Here is a 24,418-nt window from a genome sequence, read left to right as displayed (position 1 = left end):
TTTTATTGTAGAGCTGTATAAATTTAGTTGTTTTCTACATTAAAAACAGTGCAAAAATAGTTAAATGGGGAGGATTTGTTCGCAAAAAAGAACAGCGAACAATTATAAAAATTGCTCGCTGTTCATACAAATTAGAAACCTAAAGAACGACGGAAATAGCTTGCATAGCGTTGGCTTACCGGAATACGTGTACCATCTTTCATAATTAATAAAAACGTTGAGTGTGAGTCTGGTTGAATTTCATCAATGTAGTCAATGTTAACGATATAAGAGCGGTGACAACGAATAAATGAGTCAGGTGCTAAAAATAGCTCTAGATCACTTAAGTTTAAACGGTGATAACCTTCACGAGTCATTGTTTTAACAAATGTTTTACGGAGTTGTGTTTCTAAATAAATAACTTGATCATGTTTGATTGGGTACCAGCAATCATCAATTTTGATTGTAATGTAGTTTGTTAAGAATGCTGATGGTTTTTGCGGGAAGATAGCAGTAATAGCCCCTTTTGTTTCGCCTTCCTCCATTAAAGGAATACTCATGCCATAATATGCGACACCGAAGACATCAGGTTCGATATAAGAGCTGATTTTTTGACCATAGCTTAATGCTTTGTGTGCGGCTGAACCTTCTTTGATAGGGTCACCAGGTTTAATTTTTAAATCAACTTTCTTGCTTGGTTGATAATACAAATATTCATTTGTATCAGAGATAGCGATGGACGTATTTTCAGGGAAGAATTCCTTAATAATCTCCATAATCTCTTCTATTTGTTTTGGATCCACTTTAAACACCTCGTCTAAACTTTTAAAAATAGTATTATCATCTATTTTACTACATATTCATATAAATTATATAGAGAAGATTTAGGAATAAAATAGAAAAATGTCGAATGATCCATTAGAATGATGTTAGTTGTTTTGTATAATTTGTAAATAAATTTATAAAATGACTAATTTATTTTGATATGTATATGGTAAAATTTAATTGTTAGGAAAAAGTTTACGAGGTTTCTACTATGCGTATGTGATAAATTAGAACTAGAGTAGCAATTAAAATGTGGTTGAAAGGAAATCGCAGAATATGGTAAAATTCACTGTATAGTCTATTTTTTTTATATTTGGTGTTTTAGTAGGGTTATTTTTGATTTATTTGTTAATAAAATTTGTGAAATAGGACTCAGTTCTTATATTGAATAAGTAAATACTATTTTCTTATTTTTAATTCGTCGGGATTGGTGTCAAATATTGTCATGCAATTCGTGCACTCTGAGGAAAGATGGGGAAGATTATGCAACTACATCAACATTCTATGTCAGAAACGATATCCAAAAGATACTTCCAAGAAATCGATAATATTAATCAATATATCGGCGTCGAAGAATTTTTTAATATTGAGTCGAAATTAATTTTTGAAATTTACCATTTAGAATCTGCAAAAGCGAAAAAATCTTTGCATGAGTTAATTGATATTCTCTCAATTCGTTTTGGCAAACAGGTCATTAAAATCGTTCGAAGTTATTTTTCTGTTTTGTCATCAATTGTTGCTCGTAAATTGCTGGACAATCAAGTACCTTCGAAAAAAGCATTTGCTTTTAATATTGCGTGTAACGATATGATAGAAAATCAGATGAAAGACGCAGAATTTTTACAATTTGCTGATGATTTAATTGATTTCTTTGTTTACTTTATTGCAGATCGCAAACAACCGACTTTCCGACATCAAACTGTTAACAAAGTGATAATGTATATAAATGACGAGCTTGAAAATGATTTAACTGTTGAAAGTATAGCGAATAACTTTCATATAAGCACTAGTCACTTATCACGTATTTTTAGAGAACATGTGGGCATTACATTGGTTGAGTATTTAAATGTAAGACGTGTAGAAGAATCACAGTACTACTTACGACATACAAACAAAAGTATTACTTCTATCTCAGATCAATTCCATTTCTGTAATCAAAGTTATTTTACACGTATTTTCAAAAAGTATACGGGAGTTACGCCAAAACATTTTAGAGACGAGCTTCATCACGAATTTTATCGTTTTGAAATGGCAGAGACTGAATTACAAAATGTTTAGATTTTGAGCATAGAGAATGAGAAGGTGCGAACATATTAGCGTTGCTAAAGCTCGCATCTTTTTTGATGAATCATCTGAGGAAAAAGCTGAAGGAATGAGTAGCACTTGCTATTTGATAAAGAGAGACCCTATAAGGTATACTTCACAGTAGTTGATAAATAATAGTAGGTGGAAAAATGAAAAATTTGAAGCTATTCTCAATGCTTGGTATTGCCGTTTTTGTTCTTAGTGGCTGTCAAGCTGTGCAAAACAAAGAAGGTTTTTTCTATAGTATATTTGTAAAACCTATGGAATTTTTATTGGAGTTTTTCGGGAATGATATCTTTTCAGGGAGCTATGGTTTAGCAATCATTGCGATTACTGTTCTAATTCGTTTAGTGTTAATGCCGATTATGTTAAAGAACTATCGTCAACAGCAATTAATGAAAACGAAGATGGATGCTTTTAAACCTGAAATGGAAGCCGTTCAGAAAAAAATGAAGGAAGCTAAGACAAAAGAGGAGCAAACGCAATACCAACAAGAAATGATGGCTCTATATCAAAAGCATGGCATTAATCCACTTAATATGGGTTGTTTACCGATGTTAATTCAAATGCCGATTATTATGGGTCTGTATTTCTCGATCTTGTATTCTGCCGATGTGAAATCCCATGAGTTTTTATGGTTTAGCTTAGGTTCACCTGATATCGTGATGACTATAGTTGCAGGGATTGTTTACCTAATCCAGGCTCGTGTATCTTTGTGGACGGTACCTGAGCAACAAAAAGCGCAGATGAAAATGTTTATTTATATTTCACCAATTATGATTGTCTTTATCTCCATGTCTTCTATGGCAGCACTGCCTTTGTATTGGTCTGTTAGTGGTGCATTGTTAATTATTCAAACATATATTGGACGTAAATATTATTCGGAACATCCTGAGAAAGCAAAAAAATAAACAAAATAAATTGATCGATGTCGAGGCGCCTTTGTTGCCTCGATTTTTTTAGGAGGACAGCAAGATGAGCAAAAAATGGCTATCATCTATTCTTGTTGCAATTTTTAGTATTGCAGCACTTGTATTTATTATTATGGGGAAGTTTAATTTTGCCGTACTTGCAATGACGGTCATGTTTGCCCTATCAAATGGGTTTAGAGCAAAAAGCTTTAAAGAGCAAGGTTATATAAAAGAAGCAAAATGGATGCAGTATATGGCAATTTTTTTTGCAATTGCATCTATAGTAGTATTTGTCATCGTTCTAACAGATTAATTGAATATTTACGTAGGAAATTTACACCTGAAAATGTGAACAGTGCTAAAATAAGATTATAACTAGTAATACAATAAAATAGGTATTTTCAAGGTGAAATGCTTTAAAACATCCTTTTAGATACCTGATATTTTAAAAGGGGTATACAGAGTGAAAAACAATCGTCTTCCGCTTATCGTTGGTGCTTTCATATCTATCGCGTTAATCGTAGCAATTTTTGTAGTCTATAACTATAAAAATAATCAAGTAAATAGTGCATCTGATGAGCAGTCAAAAACAACAGAAACAAACAAAACAACTGAACAAGATTCTACTGCAATAGAGAAACCAGACAATACTGAAACACCTGCAAAGCCAGAGCAACAACCAGACGAAAATGGGTATCTTCCAAATCAAACATTACCTACGGAACCAACTTATATCAATGGTATTCTGTTAGCTAATAAAATTTATCCGCTTCCATCTACCTTTGCACCTGAAGAAAATCCAGAAGCACGAGAAGCGTTAAATCAAATGTTAGCCGCTGCCAAGCAACAAGGATTTGATTTAGTTGCATTTAGTGGCTACCGATCTTTTGAATATCAAACAACACTTTATGATAATTATGTTAAACGTGATGGACAGGCAGCAGCAGATCGATATAGTGCTCGTCCTGGCTACTCAGAACATCAAACAGGCTTAGCGTTTGATATAGGAGAGCGTGGAAAAGAAGATGTGTGGCTGACAGAAGCGTTTGGGGAAACTCCAGCAGGGCAATGGCTATTTGCACATGCACAGGAGTATGGCTTTATTTTGCGTTTCCCTCAAAACAAAGAAGAAATAACAGGTTATATGTATGAGTCATGGCACTATCGTTATGTGGGCAAAGAGATTGCAAAAGAGATAACGAAGAAAAACATTACGTTGGAAGAATATTTAGGCGTAAAATAATAATAGGAAGAGAAGCCATTCTGTGAACAGGCTCTCTTCCTTTTTATTTTTATAAAATGGGTGTTAATAGACGGGAAATAGATTCTTTAAATTTAATCAGTGTTGAACGGTTTTTATACATTTCCCATGTTAATTCCGTACAATCAAAAATATCCTTCTCAAACAGTTCTGCCAATTGGTGCGATATATTTGCATCATATATGAAGGCATTGACTTCAAAATTCAGACTAAAACTTCGTACATCAATATTCGCTGTTCCGACAGAGGAAGCCTCGTCATCAATAATAATAGCTTTAGCATGGATAAAGCCCTTTTCATAGATATAGACTTTGGCTCCAGCACGTAGTAATTGACCGACATAAGAATAAGTAGCCCAATATACAAACATGTGATCAGGCTTGTTAGGAATCATAATACGTACATCAATGCCCGACAAGGTGGCAATTTTAATGGCGTCTAAAAAACTAACATCTGGGATGAAATAAGGTGTTTGAATATAAATATATTTTTGAGCCATATTAATAAGCTTTAAGTAACCGATCTTTATTTGCTCCCAGTCTGAGTCTGGTCCACTTGAAACAATCTGTAAACCCACATCACCTTTTTTCGGGATGGCAGGGAAGTAACGATCCGAGTAGCCCATTTTTTGTTGAGCACTAGCTTGGTTCCAGTCGAGTAAAAAGCGTGTTTGCAAAGGATGTACGGCACTACCCTCAATACGTAAGTGTGTATCTCGCCAATAACCAAACTTTTTTTGTAAACCTAAATACTCATCACCGACGTTAAAACCACCGATATAGCCAATTCGACCATCAATGACAACGATTTTTCGATGATTTCTAAAATTTAAACGAGGGTTAAGAAGTGGCAAAATGGATGGGAAGAAAACTTCTACTTCGCCACCAGCATGCAGTAACTTTTTGAAATGGCGTTTTTTAACATTACGTGATCCCATTTCATCATAGAGAAGACGTACCTTAACACCTTGCTTTGCCTTTTTTATCAATGCATTGACGATACGTGTACCTAAGTCATCAAGTCTGAAAATATAATACTGGATGTGAATGTGATCTTTAGCTGCTTCAATGTCTTTAAGAAGCTGCTCGAACTTATTGGCACCATCATCAAAAATATCCAGATGGTTGTCCTGTGTTAATACTGCATTGTTTGTTCGGAGGTGCATATAAATCATCTCTTGATAATTTTCTGCATTAGCAATACGAAACTCAAACGTTTCATCACGAATCGCTTCCATCTGATAGGTAATCAGATTATCAATCCCGATGTCCTTGCGTCCTTCCCAACGGAATAGATGCTTTCTTCGTAATTGTCTTCCAAGTAATAAGTACAAAATAAATCCAGCTAATGGCAGGAAAAATAAAACGAGAATCCATGCCCATGTAGAGGTAGCATCTTTACGTTCTAAGAAAATGATGGTCATGGCTAATAAAATATTAAAAAACAAAGTTAAAGGAACTAAATATTCTATATCTGTAAAAATGCTCATTCCTACACCTGCCTTTGTATTGTTAATAACATACCTAGTATAGCCTACTTCAAATGCGGAAAGAAGATATGAAATGGCTAGATGGCATGGAAAAGGATTATCCCTTTGATAGATAGGGATAATCCGCATGGTTTAATTAGTAATTCTCTAATAGAATAGGATGTTTCTCCGATTACTGACTCAACGTTTGGTATCCATAAAATGCAACCTACTATATTTTATGGATGGCGCAATGATTTACGAGATGCCTTATATATATAGATTAGGCTTATAGAAAGAATGGCTATTGCAGCGGAAATATAATAACCAAGACTTGCTTGTACGGTAAATAACCATGTGAAAAATAGTGGACCGAGAATACGTCCTAAGTTATCCATTGAATAGGACAGTCCAGCGGCAGTTCCATATTGCCCTCCAGATTCTTTAGAGGAGAGTGATACAACACATGTTCTTGCAAGTGCATTACCTGCTGTAAAGACACAAAGGGCAAGCCCGGCGATAAAAAGATTAGCTGTCAATGTAAATAAAAGCATGCCGATAGCAGTTACAATTTGTGCGCCAATTAACCATGTCGTTTCACTTCCATTTTTTATGCGTCGAACGACCCCTCCTTGAATAGCTGCATCGACAAAGCCACTAAACATGAACAAGTAACCAATTTGTAACGGCGTAATGTGAATTTTTTCGATTTGAAATAGCTGAAATGTAGCCTCAACGCCCGCTAACATAAAAGTTACTAAAAAAGAAAACATAAACAGATAGCGCACACGGTATTGTAGCATGGTTGCAGCACCTTTTGGCACTATAGCACGTTTATTTGAATCTTTTCGTTTTTTAGGTTCTTTTAGGACGAAACTTGCATAAATAAATAATAGTGCAATTAATGATGCTGATGCAGTAAACGGTAGCTGCAAGCTATAATGGCCTAGCATTCCACCGATTGCTGGACCAAAAATAAACCCAAGACCAATGGACATGCCCATAAAGCCCATATACTTATTACGATCCTCTTCACTAGACATATCGGCGATAAATCCTGTTACTGCTGTATATAATGCACCAGAAAATAAACCACCAATAATACGTGAAACATACAGTATAGCTAGGTTATCTATAAATAGTGAAAAAATAACAAAACTAAGGCTAAAGCCAATTAGACCAGTAAGGATTAGTTGTTTTCGCCCTACCTTATCGGATAGCATACCCCAAAACGGTGCTGTGAAAAAACTTGCAAGTGAATAGACGGTCAATAAACCACCTACGTGGAGATCATGCCAATTTTGCTGTACAATTACCTCTGGCAAGACGGGGATAATAATGCCGAACCCTAGATAAACTAGGAATTGAACAGACATCAATAGTAAAATAGCCTTTTTCATACAGTTCCCTGCTTTCATACGATATTTCAATATGTATATTCTACCCTTCTTGTTCTTGCGATTACAACAATAGGGGAGGATAAGCTTGAATAAAGTGGAACAATTTAGTAAAGAAATAATGAAGCAATTTAAGATTTTTTAAATCTATGTTCTGATTTTTGAATAAAATGTAGCCATTTTGGGTAATTTAAATATGTTTGATGGAAAAGTTTGATGATGTGAAAAATTTACAATGTAACAAAATTGAAAAATTTTAATGGTAAGTTAAATGGTATGATAAATTTGTCAGACATCATACTCGTAGAAAAATGAAACTTTTTCGTAAATAAAACGTTATATAAAATCGAGGAAAGATTGAGGTGGAATGTATGACAAAAGAAGTAGATTTGAAAAAGATTGTTTCGAATTTATCTAAGTTGGGTGTAACAGCCACTGTAACAAAGTCTCGACTAGAACTTTTAAAAGTGCTAACACCACCAACGCAAACTCCGCAAGTTCAAGCTTAACTCGTTTCCAATAGAAAAAGGGAGGTCTCAATACGCGAGACTTCCCTTTTTCTATAGTTATTCATCTTCATCATGGGTGGTAAACATATATGTTCGATAATGGAATCGCATACTAAAGACTAGCCCAATCGCTAAAGCATTCCCCATAAGTGAACTTCCTCCATAGCTAATGAATGGAAGTGGAATACCTGTGATAGGTAATAATTGAATAGTCATACCAATATTTTCGAAAACGTGGAAAGTAATCATGGCAATAATCCCAGCACATACATAGGTCGAGAAGGGATCTTTCAATAAAAGGGTTGTCTTTGTTAAATGATAAATTAATAAGAAGAATATACAAATAACAATACTAGCCCCAATAAAGCCCCATTCCTCACCGATAACGGTAAAAATGAAATCGGTATGGTTTTCAGCTACATATACTTCACGATTTCTAAATCCCTTACCAAAAATTTCACCTGATCCAATGGCATTTAAAGAGGTAATTAAATGATAGCCATCGCTGGATGAATAGGAATAGGGGTCTAGCCAAGAATAAATACGAGCAAATTGATAAGCCTTAAAACCAAATGTTTTTTCTAAAAAGTCTTGCATATAGAGTGCCATCCACAGTAGTGTACCGCCTGCTACCATACCACCTAAAAATGTTGGTAGAATGATTTTCCAAGAAATACCTGCTACGATGATGAGTGCGGCAGTAATAGCAAAGAATACAAGTGCTGAGCCTAGATCAGGCTGCTTTAAAATAATAGCTAATGGTACGATTAGGGTGATAGCGATTTTACCTAGGAGCAAAAAGTCTGTTTTAATTGATCGTAATGAATAAATTTCATGGTGCTTACTAATTAATCGAGCTAGTGCTAAAATGTAAAAAGTTTTCATAAACTCAGAAGGCTGAATATTTCCAATCGGCGTATGATACCAGCTTTTAGCACCATTAACGGGTGCACCGATTTGACCTTCTCCCTCTGGCATAAAAATAAGCAGTACCAGTAAGACAATCCCTGCTCCATACATATACCATGACATTTTTTTATATTGATCTGGCTCAAAAAACATGACTATACCAATAATTACTGCACCGATCACATACCATTGCATTTGTTTTGGTACGTAGTTAATGCCATATTGTCCTGAGGTTTGGGCAGATGCAATAGCTAACAAACTAATGACTAGAAAAGTGAAGAGTATAAATGCAAGTGTCCAGTCAAAACGATTTGCGAAATTTCGTTTATTTTCCATAAAAGCCACCTAAAATTAAAATAGTATCTCAATATGAGTAAATGTGATGCGATTCTCCCTATTTCGTTTATAATTGGTCAAAGAAGAAAGCAAAATAATAACCAGCAGTGGTGTAAGAATAGCTCATATCTATTGATAAGCTTGCAATTTGCTTTGAATATTGTCAATGGAATTTTAAGCAAATACGTCAACTCATTGAGTAATCTAAACTTTATATGCAAATGCATGTTTAACATTCCTAATTATAACGCAAAAATTACTTTTATGCCTGCGTATATAGTAGTGACGACAATTAACATAAAATGTTTCAAAAAAATCATGTTTAGTCTTATAATGTAGTGAAGAATGGGGTGATGGTTGTGGCTAAAAAATTAAAGTCATCTGATGATTTTATGTATCATATTTATGTTCATATGAATGATGTCGATAAATTTGTTATATTTAGCGGGTTAAAATTCTCGCAATTTGTGGCTGCACTTGAACCACTACATCACTTGCTGTTATTAAAACATTCCTATGAAGACGGTTCTTTTAATATGCATACACAATTTGAATATGTATTAGAAGAAGATGTTCCTCGTTTTGTTAAAAAATCTGCTGAATCTAAAGAATTATGCTGGATTGATTTTATGGACGAGAAGAGGCTAGATCATTTAACACCGATGGAACAAGGAGAATTGCTTTACATAAGTCACAAGAAAGAACCGATTACGTCAGCATTTTTTAATAAATTACAAAATAGATTTGTCTATTATTCTTCAGACTTAGAGAAAATGACGAAAATTTATTTTCGTCATTTAAGTGATTCGGATTTATTGGTTGCCAATGTTTTTAATAGTTTAATTCGTGAAAAGGAACGCAGCACTGGATTTTGGCGTCGAAAAGTAAAAGCGAGTATACCCGCTATATCACCAGATTTTTTACGTTCTTACCGATCCTTTGCGAAAGATGGAGCATTACTATCTCTGTACCGAATTGAGAAACCGAAAGTAGCGTATGGAATAGAAGTTCGCAATCTATCTGAATATTCTTTTCCTGATGAAGTTTGGGATGACTTAAGTACGATTCTAAAAACAGAGCACGATGAATTAATCTATATTCTTTAATCTTAAAAGGTGACGCAATCAAAGAACAATGACTTCTATAAACTGAAGATAGGATGTTGGTAGATATTATTCATATTGCATGGTTCCTGTATAATTCTATAGCAGTAACTAATGATGCCAGGGCATAATCGATGAAATATACGTAAAATCTCACCGTTAAAAATACGGTGAGATTTTTATGTCATTTGTCAAGACGTTTCATGATAAACTAATAGTACTCAAGAAGTATGTGGAGGGCACAAAAATGAAAAAAAGAATCGGTTTATTATACGGCGGAAAGTCAGCGGAGCACGAAGTGTCATTATCGACAGCACGTGCAGTCACGGGAGCTTTGAATTTCGAGGAGTATGAAGTATATCCGATTTTCATTACATCTGATGGGGAATGGCGTCGTGGAGAGCGTTTAGAAAAACCCGTAAGTGCAATAGAAGAACTACAATTTGGTGATAATACTACAATTTTGGAAAATAATATCACTGATTTTTTGATTGATAAAAGTGGCAATGAGGTAAAGTTTGATGTGATTTTCCCATTGTTACATGGTACGAATGGTGAGGATGGAACAGTGCAAGGTTTACTTGAAGTTCTAAATTTACCATATGTAGGAAATGGTGTATTAGCATCCTCTGCTGGAATGGATAAAGTGGTAATGAAGCAATTATTTGAAATTGCTGGATTACCTCAAGTGCCCTATACGTATTTTATTCGTAGTGAGTGGAAGAATGAGCAACAGGCAATCATTGAACGCTGTGAAAATAACTTGAATTGGCCAATGTTTGTAAAGCCTGCAAACTTAGGATCAAGTGTTGGGATTAGCAAGGCAACAGATCGCGAGCAATTAGTAAAAGCAATTGAGGTTGCTTTGCAATATGATCGTAAAATCGTTGTTGAACAGGGAATTGTCGCTCGTGAGGTTGAACTGGCAGTGTTAGGAAATGACTATCCTGAAGTATCAGTGCCAGGAGAAATTAAACCCGTTACTGATTTTTATGATTATGATTCAAAATACAAGGACGGTTCTACAGCACTTATTATTCCAGCTGAGCTTCCAGTAGAAACTGTGGCAAGCTTAAAAGAACTGGCAAAGCGTGCATTTAAGGCTATAGATGGTAGCGGCTTAGTACGTGCGGATTTTTTTGTAACGGCTGAAAACAACGTTTACATTAATGAAGTAAACACAATGCCAGGTTTCACACCTGTAAGTATGTATCCATTATTATGGCAGCATACAAATGTGAGTTATCCAGAGCTGATCGACCGTTTAATTACCCTAGCAATTGAGCGCTATGAAGAAAAACAACAGCTTCACTATAAAAAAGACTGAGTGGGATTATCGTGAAAAAAACTTTAAAACAATTAGCTGCATGGTTAAATGAGGATATGGCGGCTTTTGGTGACACTGTTGTGTCAGGAATTTCTATTGATACAAGAACAATTCAACAAGGAGACCTATTTGTTCCGTTTCGTGGTGAGCATACAAATGGGCACAAGTTTGTAATGCAGGCATTTGAGAAAGGTGCCGGAGCTTCTCTTTGGCAAAAGGATGAGCCGAACCCACCAGAAGGTTACCCTTTGTTGTTTGTGGATGATCCAGAATTAGCTTTGCAAGAAATGGCTAGAGCATATCGTAATGAACATAAAGCAAAATTTATAGGCATTACAGGTTCAAATGGTAAGACATCAACAAAGGATATATTAGCGGGAACACTAGCTCCATTCTTTAAAGTACAAAAAACGATCGGGAACTTTAATAATCAATTGGGCCTGCCCATTACTATCTTACAGCTTGATGAAGATACAGATGTGGCTGTCCTTGAGATGGGCATGAGTGGATTTGGTGAAATTGAGTTTTTATCGAAGCTCGCTCGTCCACATATGACGGTTATTACCAACATTGGTGAGGCCCATATGCAGGATTTGGGGTCTCGTGCTGGTATTGCAAAAGCAAAGTTTGAAATTATTCAAGGAATGCAAAATGATGGTCTATTATTCTATGATGGCGATGAACCTTTGCTCCAAGAATTAGTGGCAAAGGAACAGCACTTACAGTCAGTGCCGTTCGGATTAGAATCCAATAATCTTTTATACGCAGACAATATTCATGCTAACGCTGATGGCAGCCACTTCACTACACACGGTATGATGGAGGGTGATTTCTTTATTTCAGTGCTTGGCAGGCATCAAGTGAAAAATACACTTGTGGCAATGTTAATTTCTCATAAGCTTGGTTTAAGCAATGAACAAATACGTACATCCTTAGAGCATGTCGTATTAACAGATATGAGGATGCAACAGATACTAGGAACGAATGGCGCTCTATTTATCAATGATGCCTATAATGCAGCACCAACCTCCGTAAAAGCTGCCATTCAATTTATGGCTACATCAACTATTCGACCTGAAAAATGGCTTGTGTTAGGAGATATGCTAGAGCTTGGACCAAATGAGCGAATTTTCCATGAGGGCCTAGCTGAGCATATTAATGAGGATGAAATTGATTATGTCTGTTTGTTTGGCCCTCGAATGCTATATCTTTACAAAATATTAGAAAAGCGCTTTGAGGCGGAACGTTTATTGTATACAGAAGATGATTATACGGCTATTATTGAAAAGCTAGAACAAGCGAATGAATCATCTATTGTTTTACTTAAAGGCTCACGTGGTATGAAATTAGAGACGATCTTAAAGGCATTTATGTCATAGTAGCAATGAATCGGTGAGAGAAACGCTCACCGATTTATTTGTGTAGGTTTATCTTTGTTAAATGAGGTGAGAACGTTGTCAGTAGGTGTACTATGTATTCATGGATTTTCAGGTGGACCATACGAGGTGAAGCCATTCACAAGTTATTTACGTTCACATACAGATTGGATAATTGAAGAGCCAACATTGTCTGGGCATGGTGAAGAATTACATATGAGTGGTTTTAAGGCGAAACACTGGTTGATGGATGCCGAATTAGCTTTCCGATCGTTGGCAAAAAAAGTTGATGAGGTAATCGTTGTTGGCTTTTCAATGGGAGGAATTATAGCGTTATATTTAGCTAAACGCTATAAAGTGAAAAAGCTTGTATTACTAAGTGCTGCTGCAAAGTATGTGAGCCCTAAACAGCTAGTCAAAGATTTTAAAATGTTAACTACTGAAGCCTATCACCATAATTTGACTAATAACGAACTCTATCTACGATACCGTCATAAGTTTAACAATGTGCCGCTTGTCTCAACAGTAGAATTTATGAAGCTGGTAAGAATGGTGGAGCCGTATTATCGACATATTCAAACTCCTGTATATATTGTGCAGGGGAAGTTGGATGGGATAGTGCCTTATCATACGGCTCAATTTCTTTTTGATGAATTAGCCTCTATAGACAAATTCTTGTATTTTTCTGATAATGGCAAGCATCATATATGTTTTGAGGAAGATTGCTCTAAATGGTTTCCACAGGTTTTAATGTTTTTGAAAGACAAATAAAGTAGTCAGATTATTACGACTCATGCGTTATCGTTGCATAGGATTTAAAGCCATGTTAGACTAGTATAAGCAATGGATACATTTTGTGCGAAGACTCTTCATATATGGTTGAAGAGTACTTTTTTTTGAACACAACGGTTTTATTCTAAAGTGAAAAATTACGACAGAATCGAACCGCTCGGTAAAGACCGGGCTTTCCTTTTCATATAAGAGAGCTCTATATGGACTATCATGTAGAGAAAATTTTTAAGTAACGGAAACGTTCCACTACACAGGCTCGAATTTGCCGACAACTTCATCTGAAAATGTAACCATTTGTCAACTTAAAAGGAAAAAAAGGAGATTGAGAAGTTTGACAAATTTTTCAGAATTAAATATTAGCGAATCTACATTACGCTCAGTAAAGCGTATGGGATTTGAAGAAGCAACACCAATCCAAGAAGGTACTATTCGTTTTGCAATTGAAGGCCGTGATGTATTAGGTCAAGCACAAACAGGTACTGGTAAAACTGCCGCTTTCGGGATTCCACTAATTGAAAAAATCGATCCAAAAAACCCTAATATTCAAGCATTAGTCATTGCTCCAACTCGTGAGTTAGCGATTCAAGTTTCAGAAGAGCTTTATAAAATTGGCTATGACAAACGCGTAAAATTATTATCAGTATACGGTGGTCAAGAAATTGGTCGTCAAATACGTGCACTGAAAAATAAACCTCAAATCATTGTTGGTACGCCAGGTCGTATTATTGATCATATAAATCGTCGTACGTTAAAATTAGAAGATGTTCAAACATTAGTATTGGATGAAGCAGATGAAATGTTAAACATGGGCTTTATCGATGATATTAATTCAATCTTAGAAAACGTACCTTCTGAGCGCCAAACATTACTTTTCTCAGCAACAATGCCACCAGCAATCCGTAAAATTGCAGAAACATTTATGCGTGATCCAGAGATTGTAAAAATTAAAGCAAAAGAATTAACTGTTGATAACATTGATCAATATTTTGTTAAGTCTGCTGAACGTGAAAAATTTGATGTTTTATCTCGTTTATTAAATGTACACCAACCAGAACTAGCTATTATATTTGGTCGTACAAAACGTCGTGTAGATGAACTTGCACAGGCCCTATCTATTCGTGGCTATTTAGCTGAAGGTATTCATGGTGATTTAAGCCAAGCGAAGCGTATCTCAGTATTACGTCAGTTTAAAGAAAATAAAATCGATATCCTTGTTGCGACTGATGTAGCCGCTCGTGGACTTGATATTTCTGGTGTAACACATGTTTATAACTTTGATATTCCTCAAGATCCTGAATCATATGTGCACCGTATTGGACGTACAGGTCGTGCCGGTAAATCAGGTCTTGCTGTAACATTTGTAACACCACGTGAAATGGGCTACTTACGTATTGTAGAAGAAACTACGAAAAAACGTATGACACCTCTTCGCCCACCAACAACGGATGAAGCATTAGAAGGTCAACAACGTTTAGCAGTGGAAACTCTGGAAGGTCTTATTGCTAATAACAATTTAGGTGATTACCGCACATTTGCAGCAGAATTACTAGAGAATCATGATGCAGTCGATGTTGTTGCAGCTGCTCTACGTTCATTAACAAGAGAGCCAGACGATACACCAGTAACAATCACAGAAGAACGTCCATTACCAATGCGTCGTGAACGTTCTAGCAATAATCGTGGTGGCGGTGATCGTGGCCGCGGAAACCGTAGCTTTGGTGGAGGACGTCGTGATAATGCTCGCAGTGGAGAGCGTCGCAGTAGCAGTAGCCGTCGAGAGGGTGGACGCCGTGAAGGTGGACGTCGTGAAGGTGGACAAGGTCGTTCTCGTTCTCCAAGACGTCACGAAGGATAATTTTAGACGAAATACACTTAATTTTTAATTAAACCTTACAGTCATGATGGCTGTAAGGTTTTTTTTCGGCTATAGTTGAAACAAAAAGGTGAGTGAATTCGTATACACCTAATGAAGAAAGAGGGGGAACGACAATGAGAGCACAACCGATTCATCAAATTTCTCGTAAAGGGCTAACAGTGTGGCGTTTATATGGAGTCATACAAACATTGGTGCTGTTAGTTGTAGCAGGACTTGTAAGCTATGGTACTTATTATTTTGAATGGCCTTCATTTATTTACTTCATAGCGTGTGCAATTGTATTACTAAGTGCGATATTATCTATTTTTATTTTCCCGAAAATCAGATGGGAAAGATGGCGCTATGAAGTTCGAGAGCATGAAATCGAAGTACAACATGGTTTATTTGTTGTGAAACGCACATTAATTCCAATGGTACGTGTGCAACATGTTGATACAACACAAGGGCCGATATTAAAAAAATACGACCTAGGTAATATCTCTATTTCTACAGCTGCAACTGTACATACGATTCCTGCACTTGTTATGGATGAAGCAGACGTACTGCGTGCGCGTATTTCTGATTTAGCAAGGGTGGCTGAAGATGATGTCTAAGGAAATTAATCGTTTACATCCAGTGTCTGCAATTATAACAAGTGTAAAAGCATTGAAAAGTATGATATTACCAATTGCGATTATTATCATAAGTAACGGCTTTAATTTTTCTTTGAATTTTCGTAGTGATCATTTTTTTGAAACCATTTTACTGTTCGGTGTATGGGGAGTTGCAGCACTTCTTGCGTTCGTGGGAGGAATCATAAAATGGCGGACATTTGTTTACTGGTTTGAAGATGGGGAATTGCGTGTGACATATGGATTATTTGTTAAAAAGAAACGTTATATCCCTTTTGAACGTATTCAAAGTTTAAATTACAATGAAGGTGTTTTTCATCGCATTTTTGGTTTAGTGAAAGTTCAGGTGGAGACTGCTGGTAGTAAAGGAGGAAAACCTGAGGTTGAGCTGACAGCCATTCGAAAAGCAGCAGCAGATATTATTGAATTAGAAATGCGTCATGCTAAAAACGAAGCGGTTCAACATCAGGATCAAGTGCAGGTCGTAGAGGAAGCGATACCAACTCCGATGATTTACCATATGTCTATGCGAGATTTACTGGTATTAGCAACAACATCAGGTGGAATTGGTGTTGTGTTATCAGGTCTTGCAGCAGTTGCTTCACAATTTTCCGATATTATTCCTTATGAAACTGTATTTCATGAGTTAGCTGATTTTGTGAAAATCGGCGCATTTTTAGTAGCATTGACGGTGATGGTTGTTTTAATCATTGCTTGGATTGTATCTGTGGTCATCACACTGATAAATTATTATGATTATACGGTCCGCATTGAGGAAGAAAAGTTGATTATCACAAAAGGACTGTTAGAAAAAAAGCGTATTACTTTGCCGTTGAATCGAATTCAGGCAATTCGTATTGTGGAAAATCCATTACGTCAGTTAACAGGCTTTACTACAGTGGTTGTTGAAAGTGCTGGTGGTAACGGTGAAGATGGAAATGATAAAAAAATTACGCTATTTCCACTTATTAAGAAGCCGGATTGTATGCAAACATTAGAACAGCTTTTCCCAGATATGAATTGGCAGCCTACATTTACTCGCTCACCAAAAAGGGCAAGGCCATTTTTTTATCGCATTGATTTTTTCTGGCTAGTTCCGATTATCGGTGCATCTATCTATTTCTTTTATCCATACGGGCTATTGTCGTTGCTGTTAATTCCATTAACAATTTTACTTGGTATTTGGCAGCATAGAACAGCAGGCTATCAAATAGATGGCAAGCAACTGGCTATGCAGTATCGGGTGTTTAGTCGAATTACGTTAATCATGGAGAAGAAGCGAATTCAATCTATTGAAAGTACACAATCATACTTTCAAAAAAGAAAGAATGTTATATCTGTAAAAGCAACTGTCATGTCAGGAGCAACTGGTACAACGGGGAGTGTTTCCAGCCTAGAGCAACAAGATGCCGAGACGATCTTAACTTGGTATGAACATTAATGAACTGAAAAGCTAATCCTTTCAATTTAATGGAAGGATTAGCTTTTTTAACTATAAATAAATAGAGATGCTGTTTATAATAAAGTAAATAGAACAAAAGGGGTGGAGACATTGTTTAAATATGACATTAATGAAAGCGCTTATTTAAAGCTTTTGGATTTAAGTGATGTAGAAGAGTTATTCGCTTTAACTGATCGTTCAAGGGATACATTACGTGAATGGTTGCCCTTTGTAGATGATGTCAAAACAGTAAGGGATACTGAGCAATTCGTAAAAAATGCTATGCAACAATATGCTGATCACAACGGCATACAAGCAGGGATATACTATGATGGAAAGCTTGCGGGTGTTATTGGTTATCACCAAATCAACTGGCAACATAAATGGACAAGTATTGGCTACTGGCTAGGGAACGAATTTGTAGGAAAGGGGCTCGTTACGAATTCCATGAAAGCATTGATTGATTTTGCCTTTAATTATTTAAAGTTAAATCGTATAGAAGTGCGTGTTGCAGTAGGTAATATTCGTAGTCGTACAATCCCAAAGGTATTAGGCTTTCATGAAGAAGGGCGTTTAAGGGATGCTGAGTGGCTATATGATCACTACGTAGATCAGGTTGTTTATGGTTTAACAGCAACTGAATGGAAAAAAATAAAGATGTCAAATGAAGCTACAGTGGTTTTATAATGGATGTCATGGTAAGGAAAGAGGAGCTGCTCTATAGGTGAGCAGCTCCTCTTTTCTTTTTAATGTTATGGTCTACCAGCCATCTTTTGTTTTCGCCAACTTAAAATTCTTTTTGGATGTAAATAGACAAGTCCAAGGATAAATCCGGTTACTAAACCGCCTAAATGTGCAAAGACATTCACATTTGGTTGGAGAAAAGTCATAATGACACTGATGACGATGATTGGTAAAATGAGCTTACGAAGCATTGGCATTGTACGTCGAGTATAGTAAACTAATGCCCCAAATGCACCAAAAATTCCAAAAATAGCCCCACTTGCACCAAGACTCGCATAACTACTATCATAGAATATATAGGTTGCCATGTTGCCTACAATACCTGATACTAAATAAATTGTAATGAAACGTGCTTTCCCTGCGATTTTTTCTAGCTCTGGTCCAAAGAGATATAAGGAAAACATATTAAAAAACACATGCATAAAACCTGCATGTAAAAATATGGCAGAAAAAACACGCCACCATTCACCACTTTGAATCAGGAAATTTGCTTGGATTCCGTAATTCCACAAGAGTGTTCCTATGCTGGGTATGAGAGACAATACATAAAGAGTAAGATTTATTGCTATTAAAGTTGAAACAACAGGGTAATACTTTGTATATTGCTTAAAATTTTCCGTTCTACTAAACATGGCTCCACCTCAATTTACAATTATTATACATGCCTTGTTGGAAATAGGTAAAGGAGAAGGTTCACATGATTAAGGGAATTGGCCTCGATATTGTAGAGATTGATCGTATTGCAAAGGCTATGAAACGAACAGATAAATTTAAAGACCGCATTTTAACGATAAATGAAAAAAAAATATTTGATGGTTATTCAGAAACTCGTAAAATAGAATTTTTAGCTGGGCGTTTTGCTGCAAAAGAAGCATTTTCGAAAGCTCTGGGAACAGGGCTTGGGGAACAATGTAAGCTTCATGATATGGAAGTATTAAAAGGAGCGGCAGGCAATCCTGTTTTATATTTTAAGGATGAACTTGTCAATGGATTTGTTAGTATTACGCATTCTAAGCAATACGCAGCTGCTCAAGTAATCTTATTAGAGTAGTACTTAACTTGTCTAAAAGGATTGCATGTAAATTTAAATATATTGCCCTTTCTTCAAATGACATAACTGACAAATACGGTTCATATATTGTCGTAGTGGATTTGAAAGAAGAAAGGGTGAAAGCGTGGGCAACCGTATAGTTAAATGGCTCGTCTTACTTTGTACGATATTACTTCTGTCGGCATGTGGTGCAGCCTCACAGGAAAAAGTGTTGAAGAAAGTGAATGGTAAATGGGCAGAGACGAATGGTTATGAATTAAATGCATCGATGGAAATTAAATCGGGTGGGGAACCAAGAAATTATGATGTAACAGTATGGCACACAAAACCTGATTTCTATCGAGTAGAAGTAGTTGAAAGTGGGAAAGATGTTTCTCAAATGATTGTACGTAATGCTGATGGTGTTTTTGTCGTAACACCGACATTAAACAAAATGTATAAATTCCAAAGTGATTGGCCAAAGAAAAATAGTCAGGCATACTTAATTGGAGCGCTAGCAGAAGATTTAGCAGAAGATAAAAATCTTGTCATGAAAGAAGAAGAAAAAGCATATATATTTGAAGCGGCTACTAGAAATAGCTATAAGAACAGTATGCCACATCAGGTTATAACAGTAGATAAGAAAACTTTATTGCCAACCTCAGTAGTTATTATGAATGATGTGAAAGAAGAGCAAATCAAAATCACATTTAAGAAAATTAAGCTAGGTGTACAACATGCTGCAAAAGAGTATGCAGTTGAGCAATTCACTGATAAAGATAACACGAAAGGTGAACAAGCTAAACCTGCCGAAAAAGAAGGGCAAGAAGATAATGAGGATAAGGAAGCTGTTGGAGCAGAAGTTGAATATCAAGAATTCCAAACACATTATCCTGTTGTAAATTGGGCACAATTAGCGAATGAAAAAGTTGTGCAGGAAAGTGGAATGGAACGAGTAATCTTAACATACGAAGGTGAGAAGGCATTTACTGTTATGCAGCAACCAGTAATGAAGGAAAATTCAATGTTACCTGTATCGTCACCTGGTGATCCAGTTGATTTAGGCTATACAATTGGTGCTATTACAGATACATCAATTAGTTGGGAAAAAGATGGTGTTGAATTCTTTGTAGCATCAAGTAAATTAACGCGAGAAGAAATGATTGAAGTTGCTACATCTATGACGATAAGTAGTATGAAGTAACTTTTCTAGCTACAGCCTTCTGGAATACGGAGGCTGTAGCTTATTGATAATTATAAAGTGAACCTTATAAAGTATAGGCTCATGCGAAAGCTAAAACTTTGTGTGTACAAGCTAAATTGACATACTTTGCAATATGTATGTCCTACATAATGTTTTAATTAAAAATAAAGAGGGTATTCTTATGAAGACACAGCAGTTTTTTCGTCCAACCAAAGCAATAATAGACTTACAAGCAATTCAACAAAATGTAAAAAACTTAAAAGAATTTTTACGACCTAATGTTCAAATTATCGCTGTAGTAAAAGCAAATGCGTATGGTCATGGAGATGTAGCCGTTGCACGGGCAGCTCTTGAAGCTGGTGCCACAGTACTTGCAGTGGCAACGCCCGATGAGGCATTACATATTCGAGCACATTTTGAAGAACCAGACATATTAATATTAGGTGCATCTCCAGTTTCATTTGCTCCTTATGCAGCGCAGCAACGTATTATACTTACGGCATTTGCCGATGATTGGATGCAGCAAGCTGCTTCTCTGTTAGTGGATGAAGCGCTTCCTTTACGACTTCATATAAAAATAGATAGCGGGATGGGTAGAATAGGTATTCGCTCAGAGCAGGAATTATTAGAGCTCTATCAAACAATACAGTCTACAGAGAACATGGAGCTGGATGGAATATTTACACACTTTGCGACAGCTGATGAAGAGGATACGCTACATTTTGATCAACAGGTACAATTTTTTGAGAAATGTTTAGCTGTAATACCTAATAAGCCGCGACTTGTTCATGCATCTAATACAGCAGCCTCATTAGTAAAAGATCCGCATTTACAATATGATGCTGTTAGATTTGGTATTTCAATGTATGGGTTATCACCTTCTGCATATGTGACAAGTATTTTACCTTTTCCTTTGTTACCAGCGTTCTCGCTTGAAAGTGAACTTGTTCATGTAAAGCAAATAAAATCAGGTGATTCAGTTGGCTATGGAGCTACATATGTTGCTCCGACAGATATGTGGATAGGAACAATTCCAATAGGCTATGCAGATGGCGTGATTCGCAAGTTAGGTGGGCAAGAGGTTTTAATTGATGGACAAAGAATGCCGATTGTTGGACGAATTTGTATGGACCAATGTATGGTTGCCCTACCAAAAGCATATGATATAGGTGAGAAGGTAACACTCATTGGTCGACAAGGAAATACTGGAGTATCGATCGATGAATGGGCAACAAAGCTCGAAACAATTAATTATGAAATACCATGCATTATAACAACAAGAGTTCCTAGAATATATCTTTAGTTGTCTTTCATTAGAATTAGTCAAATCTCAATGTAATGTCATGAGCAATGTTCCAAGTTGAATTTGGTAAATAAATTAGCACTGGAGAACTTATTTCTTTTCCAAAACATAGTAATGACTCATATTTGAAAACACATTGCAATAATAATTATTCAGCATATACCTTCGACAACCAACATATTTTTACAATTTGTACTTCAAATTGTCAGATATTTTGTCATTTCATGTCTTTTCAACAATATCTTTCAATGATAGAATGGAAAGTAATGAAAAGTGTATGGTTCCGTTGGAGGTGCTTGCTGTGTACGAGAAAAAGTTAAGAGAAGCTACAATTGCTGTTCAAGACAGACTATTTCTACAAACAAAGGAAGTAATTGAAGGTGAATCTTTTGTGCGTATTTTAGCGCGCAAAAATTTAATGCAGGAGCAACCAAATCAAATACGGGAAGCTATGATTAAAGGATATGTTGAAATGTCTCATATTAATTTAATGATTGCGAGCGAATGCTTGCATGCAGAGTATGAAGCACAACATATGGTGGAGCGTCTCGTTAGCGGGGGATGACACTTTGAATGTAAAACGTGGTGACGTTTTTTTTGCAGACTTATCACCGGTAATAGGTTCTGAACAAGGAGGCACTAGGCCGGTGCTGATTATTCAAAATGATATTGGCAATCGATTTAGTCCGACTGTCATCATCGCAGCTATCACTGCACAGATTCAAAAGGCAAAGTTACCGACACACGTTGAAATCAATGCTGAAAAGTATGGTTTTGAACGTGATTCGGTTATTTTGCTAGAACAAGTGCGAACAATTGATAAGTCAAGATTGACGGATCGTATTACGCAACTTGATCATGCTGTGATGGAAAAAGTTGATGGTGCATTGATGATTAGTTTAGGTCTAGTTAAATTTTGATATACATATGTGTATAGAAGCATCGAGATTATGAAATCTCGATGCTTTTTTGTCTTATATGCTTGAAATGCATCTACTATAATTTGGATTACTGTAGATCTTGTTCAGCAAACGATTTTGCTACGAAAGATGAAGTGCCTGAAATAATTAAGCCAAGGTGTAATTGATAAATGTTACAAAAAGCTTTAAGATATACACAAGATTTTTAATAAAAATAGATTTTTGAAAAAATTCTTAAAAGGTATATGAAAATATACATAGAATATTCCATTTATAGAGGCGATTAATTCAACTTAAATTATGGCAAGCAGGTTGAATAAAAGTGTTAGAGTATAACTCCAAAAGAAGTGGAGGGACAGCAGTGGCATATAGGTCTTCGGTTGAAATTATTACAGAGTGGGATATTGTTGCAGCTAGACAACTGGGGCGCAATGAAGCAAAAGCACTTGGATTTGGCACTGTTGATCAAGCCCGCATCACCACGGCAATTAGTGAATTAGCACGAAATATATATTTATATGCAAGTATAGGCGTCATAGAAATTGAAAGGGTGGAGGCGGATACTGAAAAGAAAATAGTTGTTGTTGCAATAGATCAAGGGCCTGGTATTAAAGATGTTCGTAAAGTAATGGAGGATGGTTATTCCACCTCGGGGGGGCTAGGTGCTGGTTTGCCAGGTGTTAAACGATTGATGGATAGTTTAGATATTCAATCTGTCATTGGAGAGGGAACAACAATAAGAGCGGAAAAATGGTTGCGTTAGGACGTGAAGAAAACTGAAACAATTAGAAGCTCAGTATAAAAAAATATTAGCAGATTATATGGTCAACCAAACAGAAAGAAATTTATATATCGCTCAGAACTTCACACGTCAGTTAATTCAAAAAAATATCTCTCCCGAGGATGTTATTAGCATTCATAAAAATGCTGTAGAACAAATATTTCCGAATCAAATGAACGAATCACAGCCTGCTTATGATTTTTTGATTGAAGTAATGGTGCATTATGGAATGGCACATAGAGAGCATCAAAGTTTACTACAAAAGCAAGCTGAATATGAAATGGAAATGAAAATAGCGACAAACATCCAAAAAACATTATTGAAAACTTATGTGCCGAATATGCAAAATATTGATATAGGTATGATTTCAGTACCTATTCGAAAAATGAACGGCGATTATGTACATTTTTTTCATGACGGAGAAGAATATTTGAGTGTAGCTGTGACAGATGTTGTCGGTAAAGGAGTTCCTGCTGCTTTATGTATGTCGATGGTTAAATATGGACTTGAAACATTGGTATATGCATATAAAGATCCCTCATATGTTTTAGAAGTTATTAATAGGGTAATAGAAAAAGGTGTGGATGACAGTATGTTTGTTTCGATGTTTTATGGTTGCTTAGATGTAGAGCATAACATTTTTTCTTATGCTTCGGCAGGCCATGAACCAGCTTTACATTATAGTGCAAAGAACGATCAGTTCTTTACCTTAGAGGCTAAAGGTTTACTACTGGGTGTATTGTCTGAAACAAACTATATGTTTCATGAAATTGTTTTAGAAGAGAATGATTTGATTATTATGATGACCGACGGTGTGACAGAATTTAGAGTGAAAGAAGAAATAAATTCGCGAGACGTAATCACAACTTTAATAAAAGAAAATAGACATTTATCTGCCCAGCAATTGTGTCAGCTCCTTTATAAGGAAATAGAGAGAGTGCAAAATTTTAAACTATTTGATGATTTTACTGTAGTTATTTTAAAAAAATAGGTTTAAGTTTTAATTGAAC

25 protein-coding genes are annotated in these 24,418 nt (G+C 36.0%); 20 read left to right on the top strand and 5 right to left on the bottom strand.

Features of this window, described 5'->3' with window-relative positions; genetic code table 11:
• Positions 1 to 131 precede the first annotated feature (131 nt).
• Entirely contained in the window at positions 132 to 782 is a 651-nt protein-coding gene (locus LCP48_RS21085; protein ID WP_004232004.1) for a LytTR family DNA-binding domain-containing protein, read from the bottom strand.
• Between the two features lie 505 nt (positions 783 to 1,287).
• Between LCP48_RS21085 and LCP48_RS21080 the strand changes: the two genes are divergently transcribed.
• From LCP48_RS21080 to LCP48_RS21065, 4 genes are all read left to right on the top strand, one after another.
• Positions 1,288 to 2,082 carry a helix-turn-helix transcriptional regulator gene (locus tag LCP48_RS21080; RefSeq protein ID WP_004232009.1) on the top strand — a complete coding sequence of 265 codons (795 nt, stop codon included), beginning with the start codon at positions 1,288 to 1,290 and terminating at the stop codon, positions 2,080 to 2,082.
• A 176-nt stretch (positions 2,083 to 2,258) separates the two neighbouring features.
• Positions 2,259 to 3,020, top strand: a complete 762-nt coding sequence (gene yidC, locus LCP48_RS21075; RefSeq protein WP_004232011.1) for a membrane protein insertase YidC — start codon at positions 2,259 to 2,261, stop codon at positions 3,018 to 3,020.
• 64 nt (positions 3,021 to 3,084) lie between these two features.
• Positions 3,085 to 3,333: a hypothetical protein gene (locus tag LCP48_RS21070; protein ID WP_004232012.1), complete on the top strand. Its 249-nt coding sequence runs from the start codon at positions 3,085 to 3,087 to the stop codon at positions 3,331 to 3,333.
• A gap of 150 nt (positions 3,334 to 3,483) precedes the next feature.
• Positions 3,484 to 4,263 (top strand): M15 family metallopeptidase, encoded by a 780-nt coding sequence (locus tag LCP48_RS21065; RefSeq protein WP_004232013.1) that lies wholly within the window; start codon positions 3,484 to 3,486, stop codon positions 4,261 to 4,263.
• A gap of 49 nt (positions 4,264 to 4,312) precedes the next feature.
• Here LCP48_RS21065 and cls read toward each other — a convergent pair whose 3' ends face one another.
• Together cls and LCP48_RS21055 are read right to left on the bottom strand one after the other, a co-directional pair.
• Entirely contained in the window at positions 4,313 to 5,770 is a 1,458-nt protein-coding gene (gene cls, locus LCP48_RS21060) for a cardiolipin synthase (RefSeq protein WP_004232015.1), read from the bottom strand.
• A gap of 218 nt (positions 5,771 to 5,988) precedes the next feature.
• On the bottom strand, positions 5,989 to 7,149 hold the full coding sequence (locus LCP48_RS21055) for an MFS transporter (RefSeq protein ID WP_004232017.1): 1,161 nt from the start codon (positions 7,147 to 7,149) through the stop codon (positions 5,989 to 5,991).
• A gap of 368 nt (positions 7,150 to 7,517) precedes the next feature.
• Here LCP48_RS21055 and LCP48_RS21050 point away from each other — a divergent pair, with 368 nt between their 5' ends.
• Positions 7,518 to 7,655, top strand: coding sequence for an Lmo0850 family protein (locus tag LCP48_RS21050; protein WP_004232019.1), 138 nt, complete (start codon positions 7,518 to 7,520; stop codon positions 7,653 to 7,655).
• A 57-nt stretch (positions 7,656 to 7,712) separates the two neighbouring features.
• On the opposite strand, the gene LCP48_RS21045 is transcribed toward LCP48_RS21050, so the two are convergent.
• Positions 7,713 to 8,900, bottom strand: coding sequence for an FtsW/RodA/SpoVE family cell cycle protein (locus tag LCP48_RS21045; protein WP_004232020.1), 1,188 nt, complete (start codon positions 8,898 to 8,900; stop codon positions 7,713 to 7,715).
• Between the two features lie 353 nt (positions 8,901 to 9,253).
• Between LCP48_RS21045 and LCP48_RS21040 the strand changes: the two genes are divergently transcribed.
• The 8 genes from LCP48_RS21040 (at position 9,254) to LCP48_RS21005 (ending at position 18,113) form a co-directional block, all read left to right on the top strand.
• A complete protein-coding gene (locus LCP48_RS21040; RefSeq protein WP_004232022.1) occupies positions 9,254 to 10,006 on the top strand; it encodes a hypothetical protein in 753 nt (250 codons plus the stop codon).
• Between the two features lie 244 nt (positions 10,007 to 10,250).
• A complete protein-coding gene (locus LCP48_RS21035; protein WP_004232024.1) occupies positions 10,251 to 11,330 on the top strand; it encodes a D-alanine--D-alanine ligase in 1,080 nt (359 codons plus the stop codon).
• 11 nt (positions 11,331 to 11,341) lie between these two features.
• Positions 11,342 to 12,709: a UDP-N-acetylmuramoyl-tripeptide--D-alanyl-D-alanine ligase gene (locus LCP48_RS21030; RefSeq protein WP_004232025.1), complete on the top strand. Its 1,368-nt coding sequence runs from the start codon at positions 11,342 to 11,344 to the stop codon at positions 12,707 to 12,709.
• Between the two features lie 75 nt (positions 12,710 to 12,784).
• Positions 12,785 to 13,477 (top strand): alpha/beta hydrolase, encoded by a 693-nt coding sequence (locus tag LCP48_RS21025; protein WP_004232026.1) that lies wholly within the window; start codon positions 12,785 to 12,787, stop codon positions 13,475 to 13,477.
• A gap of 352 nt (positions 13,478 to 13,829) precedes the next feature.
• Entirely contained in the window at positions 13,830 to 15,353 is a 1,524-nt protein-coding gene (locus LCP48_RS21020) for a degradosome RNA helicase CshA (RefSeq protein ID WP_004232027.1), read from the top strand.
• A 134-nt stretch (positions 15,354 to 15,487) separates the two neighbouring features.
• Positions 15,488 to 15,967, top strand: a complete 480-nt coding sequence (locus LCP48_RS21015; protein WP_004232029.1) for a PH domain-containing protein — start codon at positions 15,488 to 15,490, stop codon at positions 15,965 to 15,967.
• Positions 15,960 to 17,426, top strand: a complete 1,467-nt coding sequence (locus LCP48_RS21010) for a PH domain-containing protein (protein ID WP_004232031.1) — start codon at positions 15,960 to 15,962, stop codon at positions 17,424 to 17,426. Before LCP48_RS21015 ends, LCP48_RS21010 begins: the two co-directional genes overlap by 8 nt.
• A gap of 111 nt (positions 17,427 to 17,537) precedes the next feature.
• Complete coding sequence (locus LCP48_RS21005; RefSeq protein WP_004232046.1) at positions 17,538 to 18,113, top strand: GNAT family N-acetyltransferase; 576 nt, start codon at positions 17,538 to 17,540, stop codon at positions 18,111 to 18,113.
• A 65-nt stretch (positions 18,114 to 18,178) separates the two neighbouring features.
• Here LCP48_RS21005 and LCP48_RS21000 read toward each other — a convergent pair whose 3' ends face one another.
• Entirely contained in the window at positions 18,179 to 18,802 is a 624-nt protein-coding gene (locus tag LCP48_RS21000; RefSeq protein ID WP_004232049.1) for a rhomboid family intramembrane serine protease, read from the bottom strand.
• Positions 18,803 to 18,867: 65 nt separating this feature from the next.
• On the opposite strand from LCP48_RS21000, the gene acpS reads away from it, so the two are divergent.
• The 7 genes from acpS (at position 18,868) to LCP48_RS20965 (ending at position 24,399) form a co-directional block, all read left to right on the top strand.
• A complete protein-coding gene (gene acpS, locus LCP48_RS20995; RefSeq protein WP_004232050.1) occupies positions 18,868 to 19,221 on the top strand; it encodes a holo-ACP synthase in 354 nt (117 codons plus the stop codon).
• A 124-nt stretch (positions 19,222 to 19,345) separates the two neighbouring features.
• Positions 19,346 to 20,404, top strand: coding sequence for a LolA family protein (locus LCP48_RS20990; protein WP_004232051.1), 1,059 nt, complete (start codon positions 19,346 to 19,348; stop codon positions 20,402 to 20,404).
• A gap of 181 nt (positions 20,405 to 20,585) precedes the next feature.
• The gene (gene alr / locus LCP48_RS20985) at positions 20,586 to 21,707 is read left to right on the top strand and encodes an alanine racemase (protein ID WP_009370664.1); all 1,122 of its coding nucleotides are present in this window, start codon (positions 20,586 to 20,588) and stop codon (positions 21,705 to 21,707) included.
• A 301-nt stretch (positions 21,708 to 22,008) separates the two neighbouring features.
• A complete protein-coding gene (locus tag LCP48_RS20980; RefSeq protein ID WP_004232053.1) occupies positions 22,009 to 22,272 on the top strand; it encodes a hypothetical protein in 264 nt (87 codons plus the stop codon).
• A 4-nt stretch (positions 22,273 to 22,276) separates the two neighbouring features.
• Positions 22,277 to 22,627, top strand: coding sequence for a type II toxin-antitoxin system PemK/MazF family toxin (locus LCP48_RS20975; RefSeq protein ID WP_004232054.1), 351 nt, complete (start codon positions 22,277 to 22,279; stop codon positions 22,625 to 22,627).
• 361 nt (positions 22,628 to 22,988) lie between these two features.
• A complete protein-coding gene (locus tag LCP48_RS20970) occupies positions 22,989 to 23,390 on the top strand; it encodes an anti-sigma regulatory factor (RefSeq protein ID WP_004232055.1) in 402 nt (133 codons plus the stop codon).
• A 58-nt stretch (positions 23,391 to 23,448) separates the two neighbouring features.
• Positions 23,449 to 24,399 (top strand): PP2C family protein-serine/threonine phosphatase, encoded by a 951-nt coding sequence (locus LCP48_RS20965; RefSeq protein WP_009370666.1) that lies wholly within the window; start codon positions 23,449 to 23,451, stop codon positions 24,397 to 24,399.
• Positions 24,400 to 24,418: the final 19 nt, after the last annotated feature.

Source organism: Lysinibacillus capsici (assembly GCF_020217405.1).
In the GTDB taxonomy this organism is placed as follows: Bacteria; Bacillota; Bacilli; order Bacillales_A; family Planococcaceae; genus Lysinibacillus; species Lysinibacillus capsici.
This window is presented reverse-complemented; position numbering and strand designations above follow the sequence as displayed.